10 protein-coding genes are annotated in these 25,326 nt (G+C 67.4%); 2 read left to right on the top strand and 8 right to left on the bottom strand.

What is annotated here, in order from left to right:
- Positions 1-38: 38 nt before the first annotated feature.
- The 4 genes from EYA84_RS01355 to EYA84_RS01340 are packed head-to-tail and all read right to left on the bottom strand — an operon-like array spanning position 39 to position 16,034.
- Positions 39-2,174 carry a UvrD-helicase domain-containing protein gene (locus EYA84_RS01355; RefSeq protein WP_131051142.1) on the bottom strand — a complete coding sequence of 712 codons (2,136 nt, stop codon included), beginning with the start codon at positions 2,172-2,174 and terminating at the stop codon, positions 39-41.
- A complete protein-coding gene (locus tag EYA84_RS01350; protein WP_131051141.1) occupies positions 2,174-8,500 on the bottom strand; it encodes a DEAD/DEAH box helicase in 6,327 nt (2,108 codons plus the stop codon). Before EYA84_RS01350 ends, EYA84_RS01355 begins: the two co-directional genes overlap by 1 nt.
- Positions 8,497-13,191 carry an Eco57I restriction-modification methylase domain-containing protein gene (locus tag EYA84_RS01345; RefSeq protein ID WP_131051140.1) on the bottom strand — a complete coding sequence of 1,565 codons (4,695 nt, stop codon included), beginning with the start codon at positions 13,189-13,191 and terminating at the stop codon, positions 8,497-8,499. The genes EYA84_RS01350 and EYA84_RS01345 overlap by 4 nt, the downstream gene beginning before the upstream one ends.
- Positions 13,188-16,034, bottom strand: coding sequence for a helicase-related protein (locus EYA84_RS01340; RefSeq protein WP_131051149.1), 2,847 nt, complete (start codon positions 16,032-16,034; stop codon positions 13,188-13,190). The genes EYA84_RS01345 and EYA84_RS01340 overlap by 4 nt, the downstream gene beginning before the upstream one ends.
- Before the next feature lie 162 nt (positions 16,035-16,196).
- On the opposite strand from EYA84_RS01340, the gene EYA84_RS01335 reads away from it, so the two are divergent.
- Positions 16,197-16,676, top strand: coding sequence for a very short patch repair endonuclease (locus EYA84_RS01335; protein WP_201272259.1), 480 nt, complete (start codon positions 16,197-16,199; stop codon positions 16,674-16,676).
- Here EYA84_RS01335 and EYA84_RS01330 read toward each other — a convergent pair.
- From EYA84_RS01330 to EYA84_RS01320, 3 genes are read right to left on the bottom strand one after another with little or no spacing between them, the layout of a single operon-like run.
- Positions 16,612-18,348 (bottom strand): hypothetical protein, encoded by a 1,737-nt coding sequence (locus tag EYA84_RS01330; RefSeq protein WP_131051139.1) that lies wholly within the window; start codon positions 18,346-18,348, stop codon positions 16,612-16,614. The genes EYA84_RS01335 and EYA84_RS01330 overlap by 65 nt on opposite strands.
- 11 nt (positions 18,349-18,359) lie before the next feature.
- On the bottom strand, positions 18,360-21,437 hold the full coding sequence (locus EYA84_RS01325; RefSeq protein ID WP_131051138.1) for a helicase-related protein: 3,078 nt from the start codon (positions 21,435-21,437) through the stop codon (positions 18,360-18,362).
- A complete protein-coding gene (locus EYA84_RS01320) occupies positions 21,434-22,993 on the bottom strand; it encodes an RNA polymerase sigma factor RpoD/SigA (protein ID WP_236145539.1) in 1,560 nt (519 codons plus the stop codon). Before EYA84_RS01320 ends, EYA84_RS01325 begins: the two co-directional genes overlap by 4 nt.
- A 271-nt stretch (positions 22,994-23,264) precedes the next feature.
- Between EYA84_RS01320 and EYA84_RS01315 the strand changes: the two genes are divergently transcribed.
- The gene (locus tag EYA84_RS01315) at positions 23,265-24,398 is read left to right on the top strand and encodes a DNA cytosine methyltransferase (RefSeq protein WP_131051137.1); all 1,134 of its coding nucleotides are present in this window, start codon (positions 23,265-23,267) and stop codon (positions 24,396-24,398) included.
- A 52-nt stretch (positions 24,399-24,450) separates the two neighbouring features.
- Here EYA84_RS01315 and EYA84_RS01310 read toward each other — a convergent pair whose 3' ends face one another.
- Positions 24,451-25,314 (bottom strand): HNH endonuclease, encoded by an 864-nt coding sequence (locus tag EYA84_RS01310; protein WP_236145537.1) that lies wholly within the window; start codon positions 25,312-25,314, stop codon positions 24,451-24,453.
- Positions 25,315-25,326 lie beyond the last annotated feature (12 nt).

The following is a 25,326-nucleotide window of genomic DNA, read 5'->3' as shown; positions in this document are numbered from 1 at the left end:
CATCCCTCGACAGGCCGCGACAAGTCACTCGACGCCCGTCAGTTGCGCCTGACTACGACGAGTTGGTCGCGTGCCCGTGTCGCCGCGACGTATCTCAGTGAACGACCCCGAAGTTCGGCGTCCGCTCGCTCGGCGGGATCCAGCCCGGCGAGGCGTTCGAGTTCGGCCAGCGCTGGTTTGCCGGCGGCCAGCACGACCTTGGAGAACTCGGTGCCCTTGGCCCGGTGCATCGTCAGGACCGGCACTCGGCCCGTCGGTGGGCGGTCGCGGTCGACGGCGCGGGCGTCCACTCCCTGTTCGGTGAGGGCGGTGACGACGCGGTCGCGGTGGAACCGGTCCTGTACCAGGACCGCCACGGTCTCCGGGGTGTCTCCGGCGTCGAGCCACGAGCGGACGTGGCGAACGACGGCGTGTAGTTCGTCGGTGAGCGATTCGACGACCACTTCGATGGGTGCGGGACCGCTTCGGGCGGATCGGTAGCCCGTGCTTTCCGGTTCGTCCTGTAGGTCGACGTACTGGCTGCCGTCCAGAAAGGCCATGGCGTAGCGCAGGTTCTGTGCGGTGGTGCGGTAGTTGAGCGTCAAGCGTTGGGATCGGCCGACGATGGCGATGCCGTAGCGTCCGAGGACGACGCGGCTGCCGTAGATGCGCTGGTGTGAGTCCTCGGCGATGAACAGGTCGTCGGGGCGTTGCTCGACGGTGGCCCGGAGCAGGAGCCAGTGGGTGGGGGAGAGGTCTTGCCCTTCGTCGACCAGTACGTGATCGGCCGGGCGGTCCCCGCCTGCCGCCAGGTGTGCTGCGGCAACTGCGGCGGCCTCGGTGAAGTCGAGGCTGCCGTCGATTCGGCAGCGTTCCCGGTAGGCGTCGATCAGTGCCCAGACGGCTCGGCGTTTGGCCCGGTCCAGGGCGACGCCTCGTCCTGGCCGGCGCACCCGTAGGTAGCCGGTCTCGTCGTGCACCTTGTTCGGAAGGACGACATGCGTGTACTCGGTGGCCAGGAACGTCTCGTTGGCGATCTCTGACGGGAGCGAAGTGCCGGTCGATTCGACGACCTCGCGCCACAGGTTCGGCGTGGTACGCGACAGCGGTGCCGCGCGCTCCTCGCCGAGGACGTCGCGCATGGCCGGCGCGAGACCGTTTCCTGCGGTCCGCAACACGGCGGCGGCGAGCGCGTCCACGCCGGTTACGTACACGCCCGGTTGTCCGAGCGTCTTGGTTTGGGGCACTCGTGGGTCGAGCTGGGTGAGGCTGTCGCCGAGTGCGTCGGCGAGGTTGGCGGTGAAGGTGGTGAGGACGATGCGGGCCGCTGGGTCGCGTTGGGCGAGGGCACGCGCCCGGTGGACGAGGACGACGGTCTTGCCGGTGCCGGCCCCGCCAGCGAGCCGGAACGGCCCGTTGTACGGCCGGTCGATGTACCGGCGCTGCTCGGGGTGCAGGAAGATGCGCCAGGCGCCGAAGTCTCCGCCTTCGATGACGCGGCGGAGTTCTTCCTGGCCGTCGATGAACGCGTATTGCAGCGCAGCCGCCGGCCGTTTGAGGGACTGCAGCACGTCGGCGTCGTCGTCGGACGAGGAGGTCTTCTCCAACTGCATCCGCTGGACGACCGCGTCGATGTCGTCGCCGGCCGCCAAGTCGACCAGGATGGTGCCGATCCAACCGTCGTGACGTTCGGCGAGCGCGAGGATGACGTCCTCGTCTGCGGCTGCCGCTGCCTGGGTGGCGACGTCCTCGGGCAGACCGAGTTTGTCCATCAGGTCGGCGTGTTCGTGACCGAGGCGAGCGAACAACGGCTTCGCCGACTCCGGTGTGGTGGTCGCGGGGGGCTGCGGTACGGGGACGAACGCCGGCTCGATCTCCTCCACCTGAGGCAGTCCGTTGATCGGATTGACCTTCAGGCGTACGCGTTGCGCGGTGGTGATGGCGTCGTCGTGCGGCCAGATGCCGTGAATGACGTAGTGGGTGTCGCCGTCCCCGTCGAGGCGGAACATGACGGCCCGCCAGAACTCGTCGACTCGTCCGGTGCGAACCCGCGGGTCGGCGCTGTGCTGGATGGGTTCGATGTGCAGGCCGGGGGTGGTGTCGTCGGCCCCGAGTTTCTGCAGGAAGCTCATCGCCTTGCCACGGACCGATCCATCGATCTTGCTGGCGAGTTTTCCCATGATGATGGTCGGCATCAGTCTCCTTCGTCCGTCTCGGCGGCGGCGCGTTCCAGGGCGGTGACGACCTTGGCGGGGTCGGGTTCCACCAGGTGCCAGCCGTGCTGGGCCAGGTCGCTTCGGTCCTGTTGCGACATGTGGGTGAAGGCGACAGCCACGCGGAGAGCGGGCCAGCAGATGTCGAGCGGAATGCCGTCGGGCCCTTCCGCGCCGATGGTGGGCGGTGCGACGTTCTCGCCGGCGAGGGCGCTGATCAGTTCCTTCTCGTTCTCGGTCAACGCCGCGTCGTAGGCGTCGGCCCAGGCTCCGACCGGGCGGCCCGGTCCGGCCTGGTCCGGCTGTGCGGTCACCGGCTCGACGAGACTTGTCGTCGTCACAGTCGTCGGCCAGTCGCGCAGGCCGAGCGCGTTGGCGAGCCGCAGCCAGGCCCGCCAGGAATCCGCGTGGTCGTCGCCGAGCATCTCGTTGCGGTCGTCGAGTACGACGGCGACCTCGACGCCCCCGCCCGTCATCTCGATGACCGCCGCGAGGGATCCGAAGCGGCGCAGATGGAGCCGGCGTTCACCGGCGGGTAGATCCTCCCCGAGCAGCGTTGCTCGACCAATCTGGGGAAGGGCGACCGTGGTGGAGGTCTGGATCGGCTGGGCGCCGGCCGACAGGAACATGGGCACGGCTCGGGCGGCGGCCTGAACCGCCGTCGGGTTGGGATCGCGAACCCAGCCGACGAGCCAGTCGACCATGCCGTGTCCCAGGGCCTTGTAGGTTTCCGGCGGGGCCTGGAAGCCGGGGACGTTCATCAAATTGCCGGCCAGGGCCGGGTTCCACCATGGCGGTGCGACGTTCGTGGCGGTCTCGGCGGCGGCGACGTCGGCGCTGGTCAAAGCGATGACCAGGATGCCCAGCTCGCGCAGGTTGGACCGCTTGACGGCGTCGTCGGCGAGGCGGTTGACTGCGGCGGTCGCGTGGTATGCCCGCCCGTCTGTGAAGATCGCGATGTCGGGCACGTTCATGTCCCCGGTCTTCAACAGGTAGTCCGGCCGGGAGTCCGCGACGTTGACCTGCGGACTGAGGGTCCATTGGCGGTGCGTGCCGGGCAGGGTGAACCGGGCTGTGTTGCCGACCGGCGACGGGGTCTCGGTGACGGCGGCGCCGATGCGTCGTAGTCGGCCGAGGAACACGCGGTGGAAGGAGCGTTCCAGATGTGACTCGGGTTCTTCGCGCGGAGCCAGCTTGGTCACCGTCCAGGTCGTGTCCTCGGCCGTCTGAACGTCGGCAGGCAAACCAAGCAGGGTACGGAGGTGACGCTCGGCCGATGCCCGCGAAACTCGCCGGGTCACTCCCGGTGCGGTGAACGGTAGCAGGCAGCGATGGCAGGCGAGACGCTCCTCGTGGCGGCAGGGGCAGTCCCGGACCCGGTCCCAGGCAAGGACCAGCAGCTCGCGCAGGTGGTCCGGCTCGGCGATGCCGGCCAGGTAACCGGTGCCACCGGGCACGGTGTCGTGCAGCAGGATCGCGTCGTGGTTGTCGTTGCCGTCGGACAGGGTCGGGTCGACGACCTGCTCGACCCGGATGTGGTCGGGGTGACCGCCCATCTGTTCCCGTAGTCCGAGCAGCAGCGCCGCGGACAGGCTTGGCACCGCGAAGTCGTCGCCGAGGCTGACCGTGTGCGGCAGCCGGATCAACAGCCCCTGGGTACGCAGGGTCCGGGACATCGCGACGGTGCTGGTCACCTCGTTCGGGGCGGTCCGGTGCGGACACCATGGACGGTGCTCGTGGGCGCGGTTGCGGCCGCTCTCGGTGTCGCGCTTTCCACAGCCGGAGCAGACTCGAAACAGCGTTCCCTGCCGCTCGGCACCGGCGATGGTTCGGGCCGTGCCGTGACCGGCCGGACCGAGGTTGAGCCACCGAATGTCGACCGACCGCAGGTGGACCCAGCCCAGCCCGGTTCCTTCGACGAACCTCCGGTCGTCCATGTGCTCGGGGGAGACATCCGCGGCGGTCACGATCTGGAACGCGACGCGACCGCGTTCGTCGTGCCGGTCGGAGATGGCGACCTCGTCTCGGCGTACCTCGGCCGAGACCCGGGTGAGTTCGACGACGTCGAGGCGCTGCCCGGTGTCGTGTATGCCCCGGCTGCCGCAGCGCGGGCAGGCGACGGGAACACTCTCGCGGCCGGTCGCGGCGATGTCGCAGCCATGACCGCAGGCGGGGCAGAGCGCCCAGGTACGGATCGACGCACCGTCCAGGCCGAGATCCACCGCATCGATCTCGATTTCCCAACCCCGGGCGTAGAAGGTGGCCCCGGGGGCGAACTCCCGCAGGGCCTGGGCCGAACCTCGTTGGAACTGGGCGCTTTCGTAGCGGTACTTGCCGTCGTCGGGGTCGATCCAGGACAGGCCGACGTCCAGGGTGACGCTGTCGTCGAGCAGGGTGTAGTTGGGCAGCAGCCCGTACTCTTCCAGGACTCCGATCCAGTAGCTGCTCCGCAGATGAGCGAGCTGCCCTCTGGTCAACTGTCGGGTCGCCTGTGCCGACCGCAGCGCCTGCTTGTCGTCGTCGGTCACTGCCGGCGACTGCACCCGGGCCTCCAACTCGGGCAGCAGATCGGTGATCGCCGTCTGCCGCTCTTCGAGCAGTGCCACGGTCTGCCGCCAGCGGTCACTGGCGTCGCGAACGCGGTGGGCGAAGCCGCTGCTGCGCGGACCGGCGACCGGTTTCAGCCAGTCGCGAAGTCCGTCCACCACCTCGACGGGTAGCTCGTCGAACATGGCGGCGAACTGGTCCAGATCCGTTTCCCACGACTGCTCGGCGTGCGACATCAGGTCGCCGAGGAAGGTTCCCGGCGCGTACGAACCGATCGCCCCGCTGGCCTTGCGCGGACGACGACGCCCGGGTTCCCGCGCGAACGCGTCGATCAGGTACGCCGTGTACTGCCGGCGCAGGATCTCCTCGGCGGCGAGATAGGTGGCAGGCGGTCGCACCTCGCCGTCGATCACCGACAACGGGTCGCCGATCTTCGGCAGATGTTCGCCACGACCGGTGACGAAGGCCAGATCGAAGGCGTTGCCGGTGAGGCGGCCCGCCCGCCCGACCCGCTGCAGGTAGGAGGCGACGGTACGGGGCAGCGAGGCGAGGATGACCGCCGACAGGTCGCCGATGTCGATGCCCATCTCCAGGGTGGGCGTGGCGACCAGGACGTTCGGCGACTGAGGGCTGGTCGCCGCGTCCCGGAAACCGTCCTCGTACGCCAGCCGGGTCGCGTCGTCGAGCAGGCTGGTGTGTTCCCGGGCGACGACTCGACGCATGTCCGGCGAAGCGTACAGACTGCGGTAGAAGTTCTTCGGCGACATCGGTTGCTGGCGCAGCCGTCCGCGACAGCGCACGTTCAGGCAGGGCGCGTCCGTCAACTGGTCGACGGTGACGAGGCTGCCCGGGGTGCCGGCTCGACAGGTGTCGCAGACCAGCAGGTGCCGCCCGGCGACGAGGTCGTCCTCGTGCGTGGGGGCCACCACCACCCCGGAGACCGGCAGGGCGTAGACGGTGGCGCCGGACTGGCTGGTCGTCGTGGTGAGCACACCGTCGCGGGCGAGCCGGTCGAACAACACCCGGGCGAGTCGACCACCGTCGAGCGGATAGACGTCGAGCACCCGCGAGGTCCAGCGGGCGTACCAGGATTGTGCCGAGGTCACCGGGTCGAGACCGCCGGAATCTGCGGAGCCACCGACCTTCGGGTAGGCGGGGGCGGGGCGGTCGTGGGGGAAGGCCGGCATGCCGTCGCCCCGGGGCCGGCCACCCCAGATCGACCAGCGGCGGCCGTCCTCCGCCCGGTAGCGCTCGAACCATGGATGGTCGATCGCACCCTGGACCCGCATCCGGTCCAGGACACCGCGTACCCACTGCACCAGCGCGGCGTCGCCGCCGCCCGCCTCGCCCAGACGTTCCTGCCACGAGGTGCCGCTCAACGCGGCTCGGGCCAGGCCGGCGACGCGCGCCGGCAGCCCAGCCTCCACCTCGACGGTGACGGATCCGGTCAGTTCCAGGGTGCGGCCGGTACGCGAGTTCAAGCCGAACTCGAGGGCCGCGTCGAGGGCCAACCGTTTACGCACCCGCGACTGTACCGACGGCTTGACCGCCCGCTGCCTCGACTCCTGCCAGAACGGGGTGAAGGATTCCCGGTCGGCGCACTCCGGGGCCAGCAGCCGGTACCGTCGGACCGGATCGTCGCCGGCCTGCGCCAGCACCTCCTCGACCAGCCGGTCGAGAGTCAGCGCACCGTCCACGACCGCTTCGCGCAGCACCGAACGCAGCGTCAAGATGTGCGACCGAGCCTGCACGAAACCGGCCCGATGCGCCGCGTCCTGCACCGAGTCGGTGAAGACCAGGGCCTTCTTCTCCTCGGGCGCCAGCTTCGGCGCCCCGAACAGGGTCGACAGCGACACCGACAGCAGCGTGGCGATGGCGCTGCCGAGGAACCGGATGCCGTCCTCCTGCCCGCACGACGGGCAGGTGTCCTTGCGGCTGAGCTCGTCGGCGGCGGCACCCACGTTGGTGAGCACCGGCAGAACCCAGCCGTCACGAAGATCAGGATCGTCTTCGGCGACCCGGTGCAGCAACTCCCGGCTGCGAATCGCGAACCACACCAGTCCCTCGGGCGGCTTCTCGCCGTCGGACCGGACGATCGCCTCGGCGGGCGCGTACAGCAGGGGCCGGAACCGTCCCTCCCGGGTGGCGTGCTGCCTGCGAATGCCCTCGTCGTCCGGGGCGAGGCTGTCGCCCACCGGTGCGAGACCGACACCCCAGCCGGAGCGCCCGCAATGCCGACAGTAGATCGCGGGAAAGGACGGCCGGGCCTCCTCGGCCTCGTCCGCAGCGACCGGCGGACCGTCGTCGCTCCACCGGAACGCCGCCGTCGCCGTCGCGGACCGGTCGATGCGGGTCAGCTCCCGCACCCACAGGTGCGCCTCGACCGAGAGCGCATTCCGGCCGACGACCTTGCGTACGTGCCCCAGCATCGCCAACACCTGCGACAGCAGCGCCTCGGCCGGCTCCGGCTCGTCCTGCGGGCCGAACACCCGCAGAGCCAGGTCGCTGAGAGCGACGGCCTGACCGGCCGTGCGGGCCAGCTCGACCACGAGCGGATGCGCCCGGCACAACGCCGACAACAGCTCCGGCGTCGCATCGGCCAGCTTGTCGGTGGGCACCCCATAGAGCAGACCGAGTACGGCGTACGCGGCCTCCTCGCCGGAGGAGTCCGGGCTCACCTCCGGCAGCCGCCGGAGCCCGGCGGCGCGTAGTTCGCCCACGGCGACCGGGGCGAATCCGGCTGCCGCCACGGTCTGGGCCGCACCATCGGTCCACTCCGCCAAGCTGAGCCGGGTCTCGGTGACCACCGACGTCGAGTCGAACCGTTCCCCGAAGACGGTGCCGGCGAACCCACGCATCACCGACGGGTCGCCCTTGTCGCCGAGCGTCGCGGACGTGGCGACCGGCGTCATCAGACCCAGCGGACGATTACGCGCTGCCTCGTCGATCAACGGGTCGTCGTCGCGCCAGTGACTCCGCAGGGCCAGGCCGAGCCGGCGCAGCAGCATCGCCACGTCGGTGCCCTGCGCACCGTCGTAGGTGTGGAACTCGTCCAGCACCAGGTAGCGCAGACTCGTCGCGGACTGCCGCCACAACTCCTGATCCTCGGCGCGCAACAACAATTGGTCGAGCATCTTGTAGTTGGTGAGCAGCAGATCCGGCGCGGTCTCCCGGATGACCGCACGATCATTGATGAGCCCGTCGGGGGTGACCGCCATGCGGGTGGCGGTCGTCTGCCCGGTGTAGAGCGCCGCCGTCACCCCGGCCAACGCCGGCTCGGTGGTGAGCAGCTTGGTCAGCCGCGCCGCCTGGTCGTTTGCGAGCGCGTTCATCGGATACAGGATCAGCGCTTTGGTGCCGATCACCCCGGCACGCCGGGCCCGCAGCACATGATCGAGGATCGGATGCAGGAACGCCTCGGTCTTACCGGACCCGGTGCCGGTGGTTACCAGCGTCGGCAACGGCCGACGCGGCTGACCGTCCACCGCCGACGCCAACCGGGCGAACGCCGCAGCCTGATGACCGTACGGCGGAAAGCCCTCGTACCACTCCAGGCTGGACCGCCACCCCTCGTCGGCCGGCCGGAACGGCAACCGCAACCGCACGTACGGCCCCTTGAACATGCCCGTGTCCGGGTCGGAGAGGAACCGGTCCAGCCCGTCCCGCGCATCCCCGTCGGTCAACCCGAACGTCGTCGTCAGATAGTCGACCAGCGCATGCTGAATCCGAGTCGCCTGGAAGGTGGGCAGTAACTCGGTCACTGCCGCTCCCGCAGCCGCTGCTCGAAGACCGCGTACGCCTGCCGCATGTCCGCCTCCCGGTCCAGGGTGACGAACGGCAGCTCGTAGGTGTAGGTGTAGCCGGCCTGGTTGGTTGCGGTCCGCTCCTCCGCAGTGATCCGATCGCCCTTCTTCCGCCATACGGTGAGCACGGAGTTCGGCACCAACCGCCCATTGGCGTCGTAATAGTATCCGTTACGATCATACCCGTAGAGAACGGCAAACTGCGTACGGTACACAGTGCATAGCTCGTCGGCGGAAAGTCCCAGCGCATACGCGACAAGGGCATCGATTTCCACTAACGCCTGTCGTCGGTCGGCTGCGATCCGCAGTGGTGTATCCGCCACCCACTCGGACCCGACCTGCCCGAGAGGTCTGCGGCGACCGTGTTCGAACCCCCCGAGCCAGTCATCTCTCTCGAATTCAACACTGTAGCATTCGCGCCATATCCCGGAATAGGCGTTCGTGATGCAGTTGAGTCGAAGTGTCCTTAGCGTGAGGAGGTCTTCGGTATCTGGCGCGGTGATCCGAGGTAGACGATTGATCGATCCCATTCGAATGTCGTCTTTCGGTACGCAGCGAATTAGGAAATCGGCAATGAGAGAAGATGTAATTGCTAATGTTAGGAGGAGGCTACGCTTCCCGCCATCGGAGTGGCCTGCGGTCTGCACCGTGTTGACATGAGCAGCGCCCGGCGGAATTAAGGCGGACATGAGTGTGCGTTCCCCGGTGTTGGCTGCTCGACGACGCCAGGCCATTCGATAGTAGTCCCTAGTTGGTCGAAGCGCGCCGGCTTGTTCCCAGTGGGTGTAGTTCCGATCGTATCGATGTCTTTCCCCTGCTGGCTGGTAGCCTGTTGCAGGAATTGCGTCAGGTGAGAGGGATTCGAGGTCCGAAGGCGACCAGTCATCCTTGTTCTTGAGTGTAGGGTTGGGCGTTTTGTAAAGGGGGCGTGCAACGAAAATGTGTGAACCCTGAAGGATTACATCTTGCCAATCCTTCGGAATTGCCCATCCTGTCTCGAAATATCCCTTACGCCAGTCGCCAGTTTCATGCCAGCCATCCGACTGGAGAAAGCCCAGCTCGCCGATTCGTGATTTATCGGAAAGCTTGTTCAGCATCGATGCCGCAGACTGGTTTACCGTGAATACCATTTTCGTGTGCAGTAGTTCATCGGTCGACTCAAGAAGTTCTTGCCAGGTGCGGATAGTGTCTGTGTTTACCCAGGTCAAGCGACCTCGATGGGGGCGGAGGTCCCACATCCCGAACTCGTCCTTCATGCCAGGCTCTGGACCGCTGCCGTCGTGCTGCAACGACCGTTCTATTGTGTGTGGGTGGTAGAGCCAACATGCTTGGACGAAGCTCGGATCACTCCTCGGAGATCCTTGAACTGTAACGCCGAATTGCTTCTCGTCCTTGATTTCGAAAAGCTTCAGCTTGTTTTGGAAGTGCCAGTGTCGACGAAGTCGTCGGTACAGTTCGGAGCGCATCGGCCCGGCGCGTTCATCCGTAAAGTGAGTCTCGTAATGAATCATCGCAATTATTCCCGTTTGCGATGAGTTGCGCCACATCTGTTCGGTAAAGCATCGGTATAGATCCGGCTGGAAACCCTGAAGATGTGGGTACTGGGCAAGCGAGCCCACGAAGCCAGCCACGCAAGCCGTATCGGTTACACCGTCGATCACCAACGTCTTGATTCCAGGTAGGCGAAGTGTCTCCCGTCGTCGAGACTCCAATGTGGACTGGTCCGCTTTGCCGGACAATTGCCACCAGGGGTCTCCTTCCGCGAGGAGCCCTTCGATCGCGATGATCGGCCGTACCCAGGGTGGGTTACCGACTTGTAGGTCGAAGCCGCCTCGGGCGAAGACGGTGACGAAGTCCAGGTTCCAGTGGAAGAAGCCCTGCCGTCGGGCGATCCGTTCGCAGACTACCAACCAGGGATGTTTCTGCAGCACCTCGTCGATGGACTCTGCGCTCGCGAAGCCCAGGTCCAGGCGTTCGGCCTCGCCGAGTTCGTCCCAGCTCATGCCGACGCCGAAGCGCAGCTCGACCGGCTTGCGCTTGTGTACGTCCGGGTTGCGTCCCAACAGCGCCCGCAAACCGGCGATCCACTCCGTGACCATCGGCGGTTGGATCACTTCGCCGTCGACGGTGGCGAGGGTGTCGGTGAGCGGCCAGAACCAGAGCGCGGTCCAGGCGTCCATCGCTCGGCGCAGCCGCCGGTAGGCGCCCTCCTCGTCGGCGAGGGCCCGCTCGATCTGCTCCCGCTGGACGTCTCCGCCGGCCGGTAACTCGTTGACGCCCCAGACCGGGATCGACCGACGGATCTCCTGCTCGGCGATGGCAAGTCGACGGTAGGCGATCTGCCACAGCGTTTCGACCCGGTGTGCCAGCTCCGCGTATGCATCGACCTGGGTTTTGCTGGGTTTGGTCTTGGTGCTGCCGCGCCATTTCTTGAGGCGGGTCGCGGCGTCCGGAGCCAGGGCGGCGGCCTCTTTCGCGTCGGCGGCCGAACCCCAGCCGTCGGCGGGGAGCAGGAAATGGTGGACGCCGTCCGTGGCGACCTTGCCTGCGTCGATGTCCTCCACCAGCCGGGTCAGCGGCACCTCCTGTGGCACCGCGCCCAACCACGACTTGTCGGTGACCTGGCTGCGGCGGTAGACGGCGCGGCGGGCGCCGATCAGTGAGTTGCCGCGGCGCAGGTGTAGGCCGAACCAGGGCGCGGACAGGCCCTCGACCATGGTGTCCAGCCAGAGGGAGATCTCGGCGAGTTCGACAGCGGTTTCGTTGAGATCGACGCCGTAGACGTTGTGCAGCGCCAGGTACGCCTTGACCTCCTGCAAACGTTTCGGGTACTCGTCCGGGTCGATGCGCTGTTCAAGCTCCTTTTGGCGGCGCTTGAGGTATTCGTCGGCGAGTTGTCGGACCGCTTCGATGGCGAATGCTCCCGAGCCGAGTGCCGGCTCGCAGATCGTCATCGTGAGGATCTGCTCGGCGGGTGTGTCGTCGGTGAGCAGCTCCTCCAGGGCTTGCCCGACGGTGAAGCGGGTCAGCACCTCGGGGGTGTAGTAGGAGGCCGACTGCTGGCGTTCCCGACCGGCCAGGCGGAACACGAACGTCCCTTGGCGGTGCAGCACCGGCCGCCGCTCGCCGGTCGCCGGGTCGATGGTCGTCACGAAGTCGGTGGCGGCGATGCCGTCGGCTCGATCTACCGGCACCACCCAGGAGCCCTTCGCCCCGTCTCCGTTCTTCGCGACCTCGTAGAGGTCGGTGTCGGCGAAGAAGCCGGTGTAGGACATCAGGCCCTCGTAGACCGCGCCGAGCTGGTTGATGCCCAGTTCGGCGTACGAGATGAAGCCTCGGTCCCTACCGCGTTGTTCCTTGCTGAGCAGCAGGTGCGCCAGCACCTGCTGGACGGCGACGTTGCCCAGGCCCACCGCGTCGATGTGGGCGGTGGCCTCGGGGCGGAACAGGTCGGCGCGCAACGGGTTGAAGACCAGCCCGGTGGCGCTCGTCTCGCCCTCCTCGGCCGCGGTCTTGGGGTGGCCCTTGTCAACCAGGCGGAACAGTACGCCGAGCGACTCGTAGAGGTGGGTGCCGGCGCGGGCCCGGGGTGTGGCCAGCTCGACCTGCACCAGCTCACGCAGCCGGTCGAGGCTGTATCCCTGGTCGTATTCGGGTGCGCCGACGGGCAGGACGCCCAGCTCTGGTGACGCCTCGGCGTAGAGCAGGAACAGGATCCGGTAGAGGAAGCGCAGCGACTGCCGGGCCAGGGGTTGCGCCTCGGATTTCGGCAGCGGCGACAGTCCTTGGGCGCGGCGGCGGGCGACGACCTCGTTGGCGACGATTTCGATGGAGAGACGTACGCCGTCGCGTAGATCCTGGGAGACGCCGACGGTGTGCTTGACCGACGCCTCCAGCACGCTATGCCACCACAGCTTGCCGTCCGCGTCCGGGGCGATCGACTCGGCGCAGAGGCAGGCCAGCGCCCGGTCGATCTCGCCGCCCTTCTTAATGTCGTTGCGTTCGCAGACCGATTGCAGGTCGACGGCGAGGTAGCGGCCCTCGGCCCAGCGTTCACGTTCGGCGAGCAGCGCCCACCGGCCGGCCAGCACCAGCGCCAGCTCGGGTGCGTCGTCGGCGACGAAGAGCGCGGAGAGCAGCCGGGCCGCGCTCTTGATCTCCTCGCCGTCTTCGGTGAGCTGAACCGCCTGCCCGAGCGTGACGGCGTCCCGAGCGAGCAGTTCCTCGATCGCGGCCACCGGAAGGGCGGCGAGGACGACCAGCGGTGCCGAACCCGATGCGCCGGCTGAGGAAACCCGGCTGAGCGGCCCGGATTCGGAAACGATCAGGCCCGGCGCGTCGAGACCGAGGACGTCGCGTACCACGCGGAGCACCTGTCCTGGCACCTCGTGTGCGGTTCGGCTTCCGGCCTGCTCGGTGGCCGACGCCGGGTCGAACAGTTCGGAGAGGGTGGCCAGGTCGACCTCCAACTTCCGGCGGGCCGCCAGGAATCGGGATCGCGGTGTCGACCGTCCGGCGTTCTCCTCGGCGTCCCATCCGGCGCGGCGTTCCAGGATCTTCGCCCGGAACGACTCCTTGGTGGCGTCGGTGGTGAAGTAGTGCTCGGAGATCCAGCCTTCGCCGACGAGGATCGCGTCCGACCTGCTCACTGGAGTTCCCCCTCGGTGTCGGGCACGACCACCAGCAGCGGACGTACCAGTTGCCGGGCCGGCGCCATCGACTCGGTCAGTTTCCGTTCCTCCGCGATGCGTTCCCGACTCGCCGCCGCGTCGCTACGCCGGATCAGAACCGCCGTCTCTCCGTCCCACGCGTCGAGCTTGCGGCGCCACGCGTCGACCCGTTCCTGGGCGTCCCGGCTGGCCGCCTCGAAGACGGTCTTCTCCAGGTAGGCGGCAGTCTCATCGACCGCTGGCCGGATCAGGGGCTGAAGGTGACCGACCGTGGCGATGGCACCCGGATTGGCCCGGGGCGTGGTCCAGCCGAGCACCTGCAGCGCGTCGCGGATGGAGTCGTGCGGGGTCACCAGTGCGAACGACGGGTCGTCGGGAATGGGGAACTGAGCGGTCAGCCACGCGGTGGAGACCACCTGCCCGCGCTTGTTGGTCAAGGTGCCGAGCAGCAGCACCGTCGGCGCGTCCACCTCACCGCGGACCGCGAACACCTCGTTGCGGCCGAGCGCCGCCAACGCCCGGTCGGCGGCCCAGTCGAGCACCGGATGAAGCGGGCTCAGGTAGTGCGCGTCCGGCCAGCTCGTGCCCTTGTCGTCGCGCAGCGCGGCGGCCAACCTGTCCTTGCCCCGGGCGGCGGTGGTGGCGAGCACCAGACGCTTGGTCACCTTGCGGTCGGCGAGATAGCTCTGCGGCAGCACCTCCAGCCGTTGCACCAGATCGGGCGGCGGAGTCAGCTCCACGGTGCCGAACGCCTTGTCCCGGCGCCACCCGACTCCACCGCGAGCCGGTGTCGCCGTCGGGTCGATGAACGCTTCCCGCAGCGCGTCCTCGAGGTAGGAGACTTCGTCGTCGTACAGGCCGGCGCCGTCGTCCGGTACGACCTCCGGGGCCGCAGCCGGCTCGTCGCTCTGCCCTGGCGCGTCGAAGAGTTGGGTGAAGAGCGCGGCGAGGTCGGTGCCGGTGGCGACCTCGGCGACCGGCCGGACGACGTCGTCGAGCTGTTTGGTGCCGGCGAGCACCGCCCGGATCTCGTCCTCTTCGCCCTTGACGTCGTAGCGGCCCATCAGCGACGCGACGTCGCCGAGGGCGGTGTGCGCCTCGTCCTCTTTCTCGATCAGCTTTGCCAACACCCGGACGTCGCCGGCGAATCGTTCGCTGGCCGGGTCGAGTAGCAGGGCGGTGATCTGCGGCGGGTGTTTCTGGCCGTAGCGGTCGATGCGCCCGTTGCGCTGTTCGATGCGGATCAGGCTCCACGGGATGTCGTAGTGGATCAGCTCGTGGCACTGGGCGTGCAGGTTGACACCCTCGGAGGCCACGTCACCGGTGACCAGCACGCGTACTGCCGACTGCTCCTGCTTGAAGCGTTCGACGAGTTCCTGCTGCTCGGGGTCGGTGAGGCCGCCGTGCATCAGCTCGACCGCGTCGTTCGGCAGGCCGAGGTCGCCCGGCAGGCTGCGGTGCAGCCAGCGCAGCGTTTCCAGGCGCTCGGCGAAGACCACCGCCCGGGAGGCGGAGCCCGCCCCGACGCCGATCTCCTTCAGGTACGCCACCAGCCGGGTGTACTTGGCCGACGGCGTACGCATGGTGCGCTCGTTGAGGCCGGCGAGGTGGCGAAGCGCCCGCAGCTCGACCTCGGCCCGATCGGCAGGCAACTTGGTGTCCTTGGTGATCCGTTCGATGCGTCCGTCGATCGTTTCCTGCAACGCCGCCGGTGACGACAGGAACGCCTTCGCCAAGGTCCAGGGGAAGAACGTCCCGCGTGCACCCGAGTACGGACTCCCGCCGGTGCCCGGCCACAGCCAGGTGTGCTCCAGTTCGCTGGCGACCGCGTTCTCTTCCGGGGTGGCCGGTATCAGGACGTTGTTCGGCTCGCGTCGTTCGGCCCAGTCGGCGCCGACCGCGCTGGCGACCTCCGGGCTGTGCCGGTGGCGTCGCACGACGAGCCGCCGGATCTCGTCCCGGTTTAGTTCACCGCTCGGCGGGACGGCGACCGGGTCGAGCATGCGGATCAACTCGGCGAAGGAGTCGGCCTTGCCGTTGTGCGGGGTGGCGGAGGCCAGGATCAGCGCTTCCGTGGTGCGGGCCAGCAGCCGCGCGAGGCGGTTGTTGAGCGTCTCGGCGTTCGACAGGTTGTGCGACTCGTCGATGACGACCGCGTCCCAGTGCTGTTTGCGCAGGCTGGCCACGTAGCGATCCGACTTCAGGGTGTCGATGGAGATGATCGCCCGGCGGTAGTAGGTGAACGGGTTGCGGGTGGCCGGCAGTTTCTGCCGGACCCGCTGGATACCGGCGGTGTCCAGGCGTACGAACGGCAGGGCGAACCGCGTCCACAGCTCCTGCTGCATCTGCTCCAGTACGTGGCGTGGGGTCACCACGAGGATGCGGTCACCTCGCCCGCGGCGAACCAGCTCGGACAGGATCATGCCGATTTCCAGGGTCTTGCCGAGGCCGACCGCATCGGCGAGCAGAATGCGCGGTCGCAGGCTCGCCGGATCCAGGGCCTTGCGGACCGCCGCCTGCTGATAGCCGAGCGCATCGGCGAGGCCGCGAGTGGACACCGACAGCGACCGACCGGCGAGCGGAACGGCGGTCTTGCGCAGGGTGGACTCCAGCCAGAGTCGGGCTGTGCGGTATCGGGGACTGGCGTCCGCGACGACCCGGGCCTCAGCCGGGTCCAGTGGAGTGACGTCGTCAAGGGTGTCGTAGAACGTCGCCGTCGTGTCACGTACCAGCTCACCGAGACCCTGCACATGCACCGCCACACCGTCGGCGGTGTCCTCGGTCGCTCGGACCAGCCACTCCTCGTCACGGATCACCACCATTGCACCGGGGGCGAGCCAACGGCGGACGTCAGGCTTGGATGCCGTCACAGACCTGATCTCCAATATTTCGACAAAAAGAACACCAAGCAATAAGTCGGTTGTTCTGTCCGGGCAGCCTAACCTCTGGACCGCGTCGCCCATCTCCCTAGATAGGTTGGAGAGATGGGCCGAAAGTCCACCATGCCGACACCCCTGGACACCGCCACCTCGGCCCGCCTGAGTCGGCAGGCACGCGCCTCGACCAAACCGGAGCTGGCGTTGCGCCGGGAGTTGCATCGGCGCGGGCTACGGTATCGGATCAACCACCCAGGGCTACCCGGACGTCCAGACATCGCGCTGACCAGGGCGAAGGTGGCGGTGTTCGTGGATGGCTGTTTCTGGCACCGCTGCCCTGAGCACGGCACGACGCCCCGCAACAACCGCGACTGGTGGGTCGCCAAGCTCGACCGCAACGTCGTCCGGGACCGAGCCAAGGACGCCGCGCTGGCCGAATTGGGATGGATCGCCGTCCACGTCTGGGAACACGAGACGATGACCGACGCGGCCGAACGGGTGGAAACGATCTGGCGGAAGCGGATCATGTCGAGATCCGCAGGTAGCCGTTTCGCCCGAACAACACGCCACGGTCCAAAAACCGATTGAAGAATCGACACGACGGCTCACCCAGGTGCACGCAGGCCGCACAAGCCCCACTGCCGATCCCGCAACCCGGATCCAACGGACAACGGTGCTCCGCGTCGACGAACGCGGTCAGCAGATCGTCGAGGTTCGACTCGAAGACCGCCTGCATGCCGCCGAGCACGAAGTCGCCCCGAGCGGCCGCGTACAGGAAGAAGCCGAGATGGTGGGGCACGAGATACTCGCTGAGCGCGTCGCGTTCGATGCCGGAGAAGACGGCGGTCTGCCGGATGAGCCGATGAGCGTAGGTGTGAATCAGCTTGAGCACGTCGGCACCGACCGACTTCATCTGCGGATCGTCGCGTTTGTCGGGAACCTGGGCCGCCTCCAGGATGGCGACCCGCGCCACGACCGGATCGGTGCACTCCGACGTCCACCCCGGCAGCCGGTGACCACGACCGGCCAGCCACGTCACGACGCGGATCGGGTCGAGCCGGATCAGGAACGCCTCGGTCTCGGCGAGGTTGCCGTAGAGCCGGTAGCCACCCCGCTTGCGCCGGAACGGCACCAGCCGGCACTTCGACGGATCGTCCTCGCCCCGCGTGTAGCCGTACATGGCGTTGAGGATCGGAAACCTGTCGACCAGGTCGAGCCCGTCGATGCCAGCCCGCCGCAGGGCCGGCGGGTACTTCTCCCGATAGCGTTTCTCGAGCAGGTCGTCGGGATCCGGCAGGCGCAGCGCCGTCGTCGGTGTCCGACTCTCCGCCAGGGCCATCGCGATGTCGGCGGCCTCCCGTTCGGCCACCTCACGCCGGGCCGCAGGAAGCCGATCGGCCGGATGATCGCCGGCCTTGGCCAATTGGCCGGCCTGCTCGGCGAGCGTCGCCATCTGCTCCGCAATGTCCGGCGCCATCTTGCTGGCGACCAGTTGATCGACCAGTTCCTTGCGGGTCTGCTTCGCCGTCACATCGGCGGGCCTAGCCACCGCCAACCCCTCGACCACCCAGATCAGCGCCTTACGCGGACCGCCGGCGAGTTTCAGATTCTCCCGGTGCTCGGGCCGCGGCGGGTTGATCAGCACCATGCCACGAGGCACGTAGACCATGCGGGCCTTGTGCACGTTCCACCGCACGGCACCGTCACCGCACACGCACTTCTTGTTGAATCCCAGCCCCTGCATGGTCGGCGTGTCACAGACCGGGCACACGAAGCGAATGTCCGCGGCCTTGGCGCTCTTCGGCACGACCACCCGCACGTCGTCGTGCTGCGGGCAGCGCCGGATCCACGGCTCGGTGATCGCACCGCACTCGTGCACGCCGACGAAATGGAGCTGACCCCAGGCACGCTTGCCGCACTTGCAGCGGGCATCCTCGGACTTGCCGATGCGCTTGCAGACCCGGCACAGCCAGACCCGGGGGTAACGCTCCACCGTCACGCCACGGCGGTCGTCGAGTTCGACGACCTCCACCGGCACCTTACGCAGCAGATCGCCGGCCATGCCGCCGTCCTTGTCGTTGGCGGTCCACGCACCGATCTCGGTCAACAGACTCCACCGCACCACGTCGGAGTCGATCTCGATCGGGCTCGGGGCCGACCACTCGTCGACCCGGTAGATGTCACCACGCAGGTCGACCGTCTGCTCAGGCAGGAAGGTACGCAGGATCTGGCTGCCGCTACGAGAACCCAGCTTCGTCATCTCGTCCGCCTTCAGTCGTGAATCGGAGCTTGGGCCTCGACATCGCGGAGGCTTCTCATGGGGGAGGGGTGGCCGATCTGGCTGATGAACTGGGCCTTGGTGGCCGGGTCCTCAAGATCGGCGAACCAGTCGCGGACCCACTCGACGATCTGCTGCCGGTGCAGGGTGTCCTCCGGCCCGACGAGGCCGAGAATCTCAGCCACGGCCGCCGCCTCGTCATCGGGCGTCAGTTTCGCGTCGCGGACATACTGGCGCAGCTTCGCCGGTGTGCTCAATCGCTGCTTGCTGGCCGGCTCGTGCACCATCAGGGTGCGGGCCGCGACCATCCCGGGCAGCGTGAGTGCCAGCACCCGCCGGCTGCGGCGCGTGATCGGAATGGCGTCGACGAACCGATCGCCCTGGCTCACGTACTTGTCGAAATGCCGGAAAGTCTGAGCGTCGCGTTCCCGGCCGATCTTGTGCAGGACGTACACCAGTCCCGGGTGCCGACGCCCGACGCGGGCGGTGGTCTGGATGAACTCGGCCGTCGTCAACGGCAGGCCCAGCATGACCATCGTGTTGAGCCGATCGATGTCCACCCCGTGCGACAACATCGAGCTGGCCGCGATCACGTGAATGCGATCGGCGAACTTCTCCTCGGGCTTCTCCAACCGCTCCAGGATGTCGCGCACCTCGTCGAAGTCGGTCTGCCCGGTGAGCTGCTCGACGTTGATCCCGTCAACGGTGTTGTTGCTGCCGAGGCTTCGACCGGCGGCCTCGACGTCGTACAGGGTGGAGCCGTACACCACGTTCGTGCCGTAAAGGCTGAGCAGTTCGTCGACATGCTTCGGATCGATGCCGGCTTCCGTGCAGACAGCCGACGGCTCGTCGATCAGCCTGCGGACGCAGCGCTGCAAGGCATCCAGGGTCCGGTCGCTGACATGCTCCAGCGTCACCCCGCGTGGCGCGACCGCCACGAACCGCCGCAGCTTCTCTGCCTTGCGTACCGTCCAGAAGGACTCGCCGGAGCGGGGGCCTTGCTGCGGGAAGACCCTGCCTTCGCGCTGGTAGAGGACCTTGACCTGGTGGGAGTAGCCGGTGAGGGTAGCGCTGCTGGCGACGATCTTGGCGTGGCTACCGGTCAGCTCGTTCTGCAGGTAGTCGAGCAGGCTCTCGTAGTGCGAGTCGACGGCACCCAGGCTGTCGCGGAGCAGGTGCAACTCGTCCTGCAACCGCAACGACGGCGCGAACCGCTCCGCCGGCATCGGCAGCTGGTTGAGCGTGCCCTGGCAGTCGGGCACAAGGCAACCGTTGGGCGTCTTCGACCTCGTCGCGTAGGTGAAACCGTGCCAGTCGACCGAGCACAGCTTCTGCGGCGGCCCGACGAGACCACGCATCGCCTGCTGCAGGCCGATCGACGCGGCCTTGTCCAGCGTCCCCACCACCACGGTCGGGAGGAAGCGGAAGATCTCCTGGTCGACGATGTACACCGGCAGCGCACCCCGCTTCCAGGGACACTGCGTGTTGGTGCAGTGATGCTCCAGCTTCCACCGCTGCCGGTCGAACCTCATCCGCAGGTTCTCGTCACGACAGAACGGACAGTGCAGCAGCACCCGGTACTTGTCAGGTATTCCCGGGCTGTCCGGACCGATCTCGTCGTTTTCCGGCTTGGGCACGATCTTGTTGGGCGTACCTGCCTGGCCGACCAGGAACCCGAGGCTGAACGGGGCACCTTTGACATCGGCCTCCTGGCGCGCCACTGCCTCCTGGCGTATCAGCTCGGCGCCGGCGAGCGCATCGGCAAAACGCTGCGTCTGCTGCAAGCTCAGCAGCCGGAGAGGGAACCGGGACCATGCCGTCACGCCGGTGCGCTTGCCGGTGAGCCGATCGAAGAAGGCCGTCGTCAGCAACAGCCCCAGGTAGGTTTCGGTCTTACCGCCACCGGTGGCGAACCAGACGGTGTCGACGATTTTCGCGTCCTTGGCGGGTTCGGCGAGGAAGCGGATGGCGGACAGCAGGAACCCAACTTGGAACGGCCGCCAGGAGTCGTAGCCGCGTCCCTTCGCGCTCAGTTCGATCGCCCGGTTCATCAGCTGGAACGACAGGCGGATCTCCCGATTGGTCTTGAGAAGCTTCAGCCCGGTCCGCAGTCGGCCGAGTTCGGCGAACACCTCGGCTGCAGCCTTGTCCGCCTCGGCACGCATCCCCGATGTCCAGCCCTCGGTCACCTCCCTGGCCGCCAACACCGGGTCCGACCAGTGGGCGTGGTCGTACTCTTCGAGCGCCTCGACCAGCGCGGTGAGTTCCGGAATCGGGTCGGCGGCGAGCCGCTCGAACGACAGCGTCGGCTTAGGCCGGCTGCTGTTCCAATAGTCGGGACGGACGGTCTGCACCGTGATGGTGTCGGAGCTGCGGAACACCCCTGGCGCTGGTACCTCGACCCCGACGTTGATGCCGTACGCCGGCACGTCGCGGTCGTAGCGGAAGCTGTCCGGCAGGGCCTCCAACTGGAACGGGGTGGTGGCGAGACCGGTGACCTCCAGCTGCGTTTCGTAGAGGTGCGAGTCGGTCAGGCCGCCGCGCGACTTCTCCGGGCTGGTGTTGACCAGCTGTACGACAAGCTCGGTGTCCCGGTGCCAATCCTCCACGTCGACCCGAACCTCAGCGGTCAGGCCGGGCGCACCTACCGCAGCGAAGGCATCTCGTAGCTGTTTCGCGCCGAAGATTCCACCATCGGCGCCGACCACGACGGAGATCTTCTCCTCGACGAGACCGGTCCGCCACCAGCGCCGGTCCGGGTCCGGACCATCCTTGGGGTCCTTGACCCAGGCGCGGGCCCGCACCGTCACCGTCATCGACCACGGCGGGGCCTCGACCGGACGGAACCGGATGCCGATCGCACACGGGTCGAGCCGCTCCGATCGGTCGTCACTGGTGCCCTTGCGCACCTCGTCCTCGCAGGCGAGCCGCCCCAGCCAGAACGTCCCCGACGGGTCCACTTCCAGTCGGTCCAGGCCGTCGCCTCGACCTGCCGCGACCACCCGCCCATCGAGCCAGGCGACGAAGGCATCGCACGCTTCCTCCAGCGACTGGGCCGCTTTGCCGCTCATCGAGTCGTCCCCTCCACTGAAGCACCGCACCCCGGGTCGTCAACCAGGTACGAGCGTAGGCCCGCAGTCTCCGTCGACATCTTGATCTTCTTTATGGCATTTCCCTGGATCTGGCGGATCCGTTCGCGGGTGATGCCGTAGTCCGCACCGATTTCGTCCAAGGTCTCTTCCTCGCCGGTGCCGAGACCGAACCTGCGACGGATCACGTTGGCGGCTCGCTCGGGCAGCGCCTTGCGGAGAACGCGATCGATCTCGCTGCGCAGCGTCGCGTGTTCGACGATCGTCGCCGGGTCGGTACGCCCGTCGCGCTCCTCGTCGTGAACGAGGATGTCCGAGAGGCGAAGGTCGCCCTCCTCGCCGAGAAGCAGGTCGATGCTGCGCACCGGTTGGTCGAGCTCCCGCAGCGCCTGTACCTTGCCCGATTCCATGTCGGTGGCGTCGGCCAGTTCGTCGAGCGTCGGCTCTCGGTCCAGGCGATCGGCAAGTTTCCGGGCTGCCTTCCGAACCTTCTGCACCTGATCGTGGACATGGACGGGTATGCGGATCGTCCGGCCGTGGTTGGCGATGCCCCGTTCGATGCGCTGCTTGATCCACCAGGTCGCGTAGGTGGAGAACTTGTAGCCCTTGGACCCGTCAAAGAGATGGGCGGCGTGCATGAGGCCCATGTTGCCGTCCTGGATGCGGTCGGCGAACGCAACGCCGCTCTGCTGGTAGCGCCCGACTTTGGCGATCGACACCACGAGTCGCAGATTCGCGCACACCAACGTTGCGTGGGCGCGCTGCCCCTCCCTCTCGCGGTCTCGCAGTGACCTGCGGTCCGATGCTGACAGGTCCGCTCCACCGGCATCGAGCGCGGCCTGTGCCGCTGCACCCTGCTGCATCAACGACCAGAGCTCCACCTCACGAGCGGCGTTGATCAGCGGGTATCGACCGATCTCGCGGAGATACTGGCGAACCGTGTCCTCGTGCAGTTCGTAGCCCTTTGTCGCGGACCTGACCGGTCCCGCGTTGGTCGAGGCTGGGAGTTCGACACCGGCATCCGCCAAGAGAGCGAGCAACTCACCTGTCTGTGCTGCGGTAAGGCTTCGCCGGGTTGCGAGCAGCGCGACGTCAGCACTGGTGAGTTTTCCCCCCGTCCGGGTCCAGTCGCCGAAAAGGTCTTCGAACGCCTGGCCGACGACGTCGTCTGTGGCATTGAAAGCGGGAGGCGCAGGATCGTCATCGAACATCCATCCGACGTTGCTGTCCGGTGCATCGTCGTCCAGCTCTGGCTGTTCGGCTGCGGCATTGCTTGCGTCCGCCACGGTGGGCCGGGCCTCGGCGACCGAGGTCGAGTCGGGCGGATGCGTGAGGTCGCTTCTGGCGGTTGGCGGGGCCAGAGCCACCACGAGCGCATCGATGTCGCTGCGGGTGAGGCGGTGCCGGGCCACGAACTCCGCAATCGCGGACTGTGCCTGGCGTACGTCTCGGTTGTCGATGGTCGCTCGTAGCTCGTCAACGAGTACGGCAGATGCACTTGCGGACCGCAGCATCGACGTGGTGACGGCAGTAGTCATGCTTCCTCCCCTGGCTGGTGGCGCTCAGCGTAAGGAGAGGGTGCGACAAAGAACACGAATCGAACAAATGTTCCATCGCCTTCGTCTCCGCCACTTCGCCCTCAGGCTCGAGGAAAGCCGACGGTAGTGGTTCAGCGCTAGCGGGAAGGCTACCGATCGCGATATCGCCGACGCATCCTGCTATCAGGGCGTCGTGACGAGAGGATCGTACGATCTCGTGTGCCCGCATGCCGGGCCGCGCCAGGGCGGAACGACCTACTAAGGTCCCAGCATGGCCCCACGACGACCCATCACGATCTCCGCTGTTGATCTCTTCTGCGGAGTAGGTGGCTTGTCCTACGGCCTGCAGGAGGCCGGTGTCGACGTCGTCGCCGGTGTCGACCTCGACGGAAGCTGCGACTACCCCTTCCGGGCCAACGTCCGCGCACCCTTCTACAAGAAGGACGTGTGCGATCTGACGGTCGACGAGCTTGTCGCGATGTGGCCGAAGGGCAGCGTACGAGTCCTCGGAGGCTGCGCGCCCTGCCAGCCCTTTTCCTCGTACCGGCGGGGGGTGGACACGTCCCGAGAAGCGCAATGGCCCCTCGTCGACGAGATGCGCCGCCTGGTCGAAGGCGCCAAGCCCGAGGTGGTCACGATGGAGAACGTTCCCCGGATCATCAGCACGTCGATCTTCAAAAGCTTCGTCGACTGCCTCAAGGAACTTGGCTACTTCGTAGACTTCAAGTCCTGCCACTGCCCGACGTACGGCATCCCTCAGCATCGGCGCAGGCTGGTTCTCGTAGCGTCACTCCTCGGTGAGATCCGGGTGCCCAAAGGCACGGTCGGGCCAGACAGCTACGCCACCGTCGAGCAGTCCATCCGAAAGCTCGCGCCCATCGGTCACGGCGAGGTAGACCCAGCAGACCGTCTACACAAGAGCCGCACGCTGACGGAAGTCAACCAGGAACGAATCAGGGCCTCAAGACCCGGTGGCACCTGGGAAGAATGGGAAGAGGACCTCCGCGCCCCGTGCCACCGGAAGTCGTCCGGCTCCACCTTCCGGAACGTATACGCCCGCATGGTCTGGGACGAACCCTCACCGACGATCACGACCCTGTCGTACAACTACGGCGCCGGCAGGTTCGGGCACCCCGAGCAAGACCGAGCCATCTCGCTGCGCGAAGCCGCCATCCTCCAGAGCTTCCCGCCCCACTACGAGTTCGTCGCACCGGAAGCCCCCGTACAGTTCGCGCCCCTGGGGCGGCTCATCGGCAATGCCGTGCCACCGAAACTCGCCGAAGCGGTCGGCGGCGCGATCGTCGAGCATGTCGAGGCCGTCAAGGGACGGGTCAGGAGAGTTCCCCGGCGTACGACGGTGCCTCCATCGTCGACGGTCACGCCGCATCCCACATCGGGAAGGTGAACCGACCCAGATCCGTCTACGCCGATGCTCGCCCGGTTGCAGGGCAACTCGCTCAAGTCGTTCGTGCGTGGCGGTACACGTGGGTTCGGTGCCAGTCGAGGTAGGCCCGCTGGGGTGGCAGGGCACCAGCAGGCAGGAGGAGGCGCTCGGCCAAGGGCGGCCGGCCGAACGCGGCATGTAGGGCCGGATCGTTGTCGACCTTGCGGTGCAGGTCGGTGTGAATGTGGATGCGCAACCCGCCGATGACGGTGAGCAGACCAGTGTCGAACGCGACGTCGTGTGTCGGGCAGGCAGTGAGGCCGTTGGCGACGTCGAGGCGTTCACGCGGATCGCTCTCACGCCACGGCTTGATATGCGAGGCGACGAGCATCCGCGGGGCCTGTCGGTCATCGACGGTCACTGACAGGCCGCAGAATACGCAGCGGTGGCCGTGATTGCGCAGTACGCCGCGGGCGAAGCGATTCTGCCCGACACGCGCTGCGGCGATCAGAAGCAGCTCGGTCACCTGGTCGGTGACCCCAGGGTGCTCCGTATGGACCGCCTCGACGATGTCGCTGGTACTCAGCTCGTCCTGGCCAAGCAGAATCAGCGGCGCGTCATCATGCTCCAGGTACAGAAAGTCAGGCAGGCCCTCGGCCGTGACGCCGACGTCGCGGGCCGCTCGCACGATGATCCGATACACGGATGCCAGCTCGTCCTGACCACCGAGCAGGCGGGCGGCGACCTCCACTTCGTGTCGGGCGCCGTTGCGGCGGCTGCCATCGAGATTGGCCATCTTCGCCAGGACGCTGCTGTTGGGGCGCTTGAACAGCTGGGCCAGGCTGGGGACCGGCTCCTCGGCACGGTGCGCCGTCGACCCGCCGTAGCGGCGATGGTCGACCAGCAGGCTAGCGGCCAAACACAGCAGCGTCTCCACCGGGGTGAAGGC

Source organism: Verrucosispora sp. SN26_14.1, from assembly GCF_004307965.1.
In the GTDB taxonomy this organism is placed as follows: domain Bacteria; phylum Actinomycetota; class Actinomycetes; order Mycobacteriales; family Micromonosporaceae; genus Micromonospora.
This window is presented reverse-complemented; position numbering and strand designations above follow the sequence as displayed.

Coding starts and splice junctions, on each gene's coding strand:
- EYA84_RS01355 (WP_131051142.1), bottom strand. CDS start 2,174: ATGCCGACCATCATCATGGGAAAACTCGCCAGCAAGATCGATGGATCG.
- EYA84_RS01340 (WP_131051149.1), bottom strand. CDS start 16,034: ATGGTGGTGATCCGTGACGAGGAGTGGCTGGTCCGAGCGACCGAGGAC.
- EYA84_RS01335 (WP_201272259.1), top strand. CDS start 16,197: ATGGGCCGAAAGTCCACCATGCCGACACCCCTGGACACCGCCACCTCG.
- EYA84_RS01330 (WP_131051139.1), bottom strand. CDS start 18,348: ATGACGAAGCTGGGTTCTCGTAGCGGCAGCCAGATCCTGCGTACCTTC.
- EYA84_RS01325 (WP_131051138.1), bottom strand. CDS start 21,437: ATGAGCGGCAAAGCGGCCCAGTCGCTGGAGGAAGCGTGCGATGCCTTC.
- EYA84_RS01320 (WP_236145539.1), bottom strand. CDS start 22,993: ATGACTACTGCCGTCACCACGTCGATGCTGCGGTCCGCAAGTGCATCT.
- EYA84_RS01315 (WP_131051137.1), top strand. CDS start 23,265: ATGGCCCCACGACGACCCATCACGATCTCCGCTGTTGATCTCTTCTGC.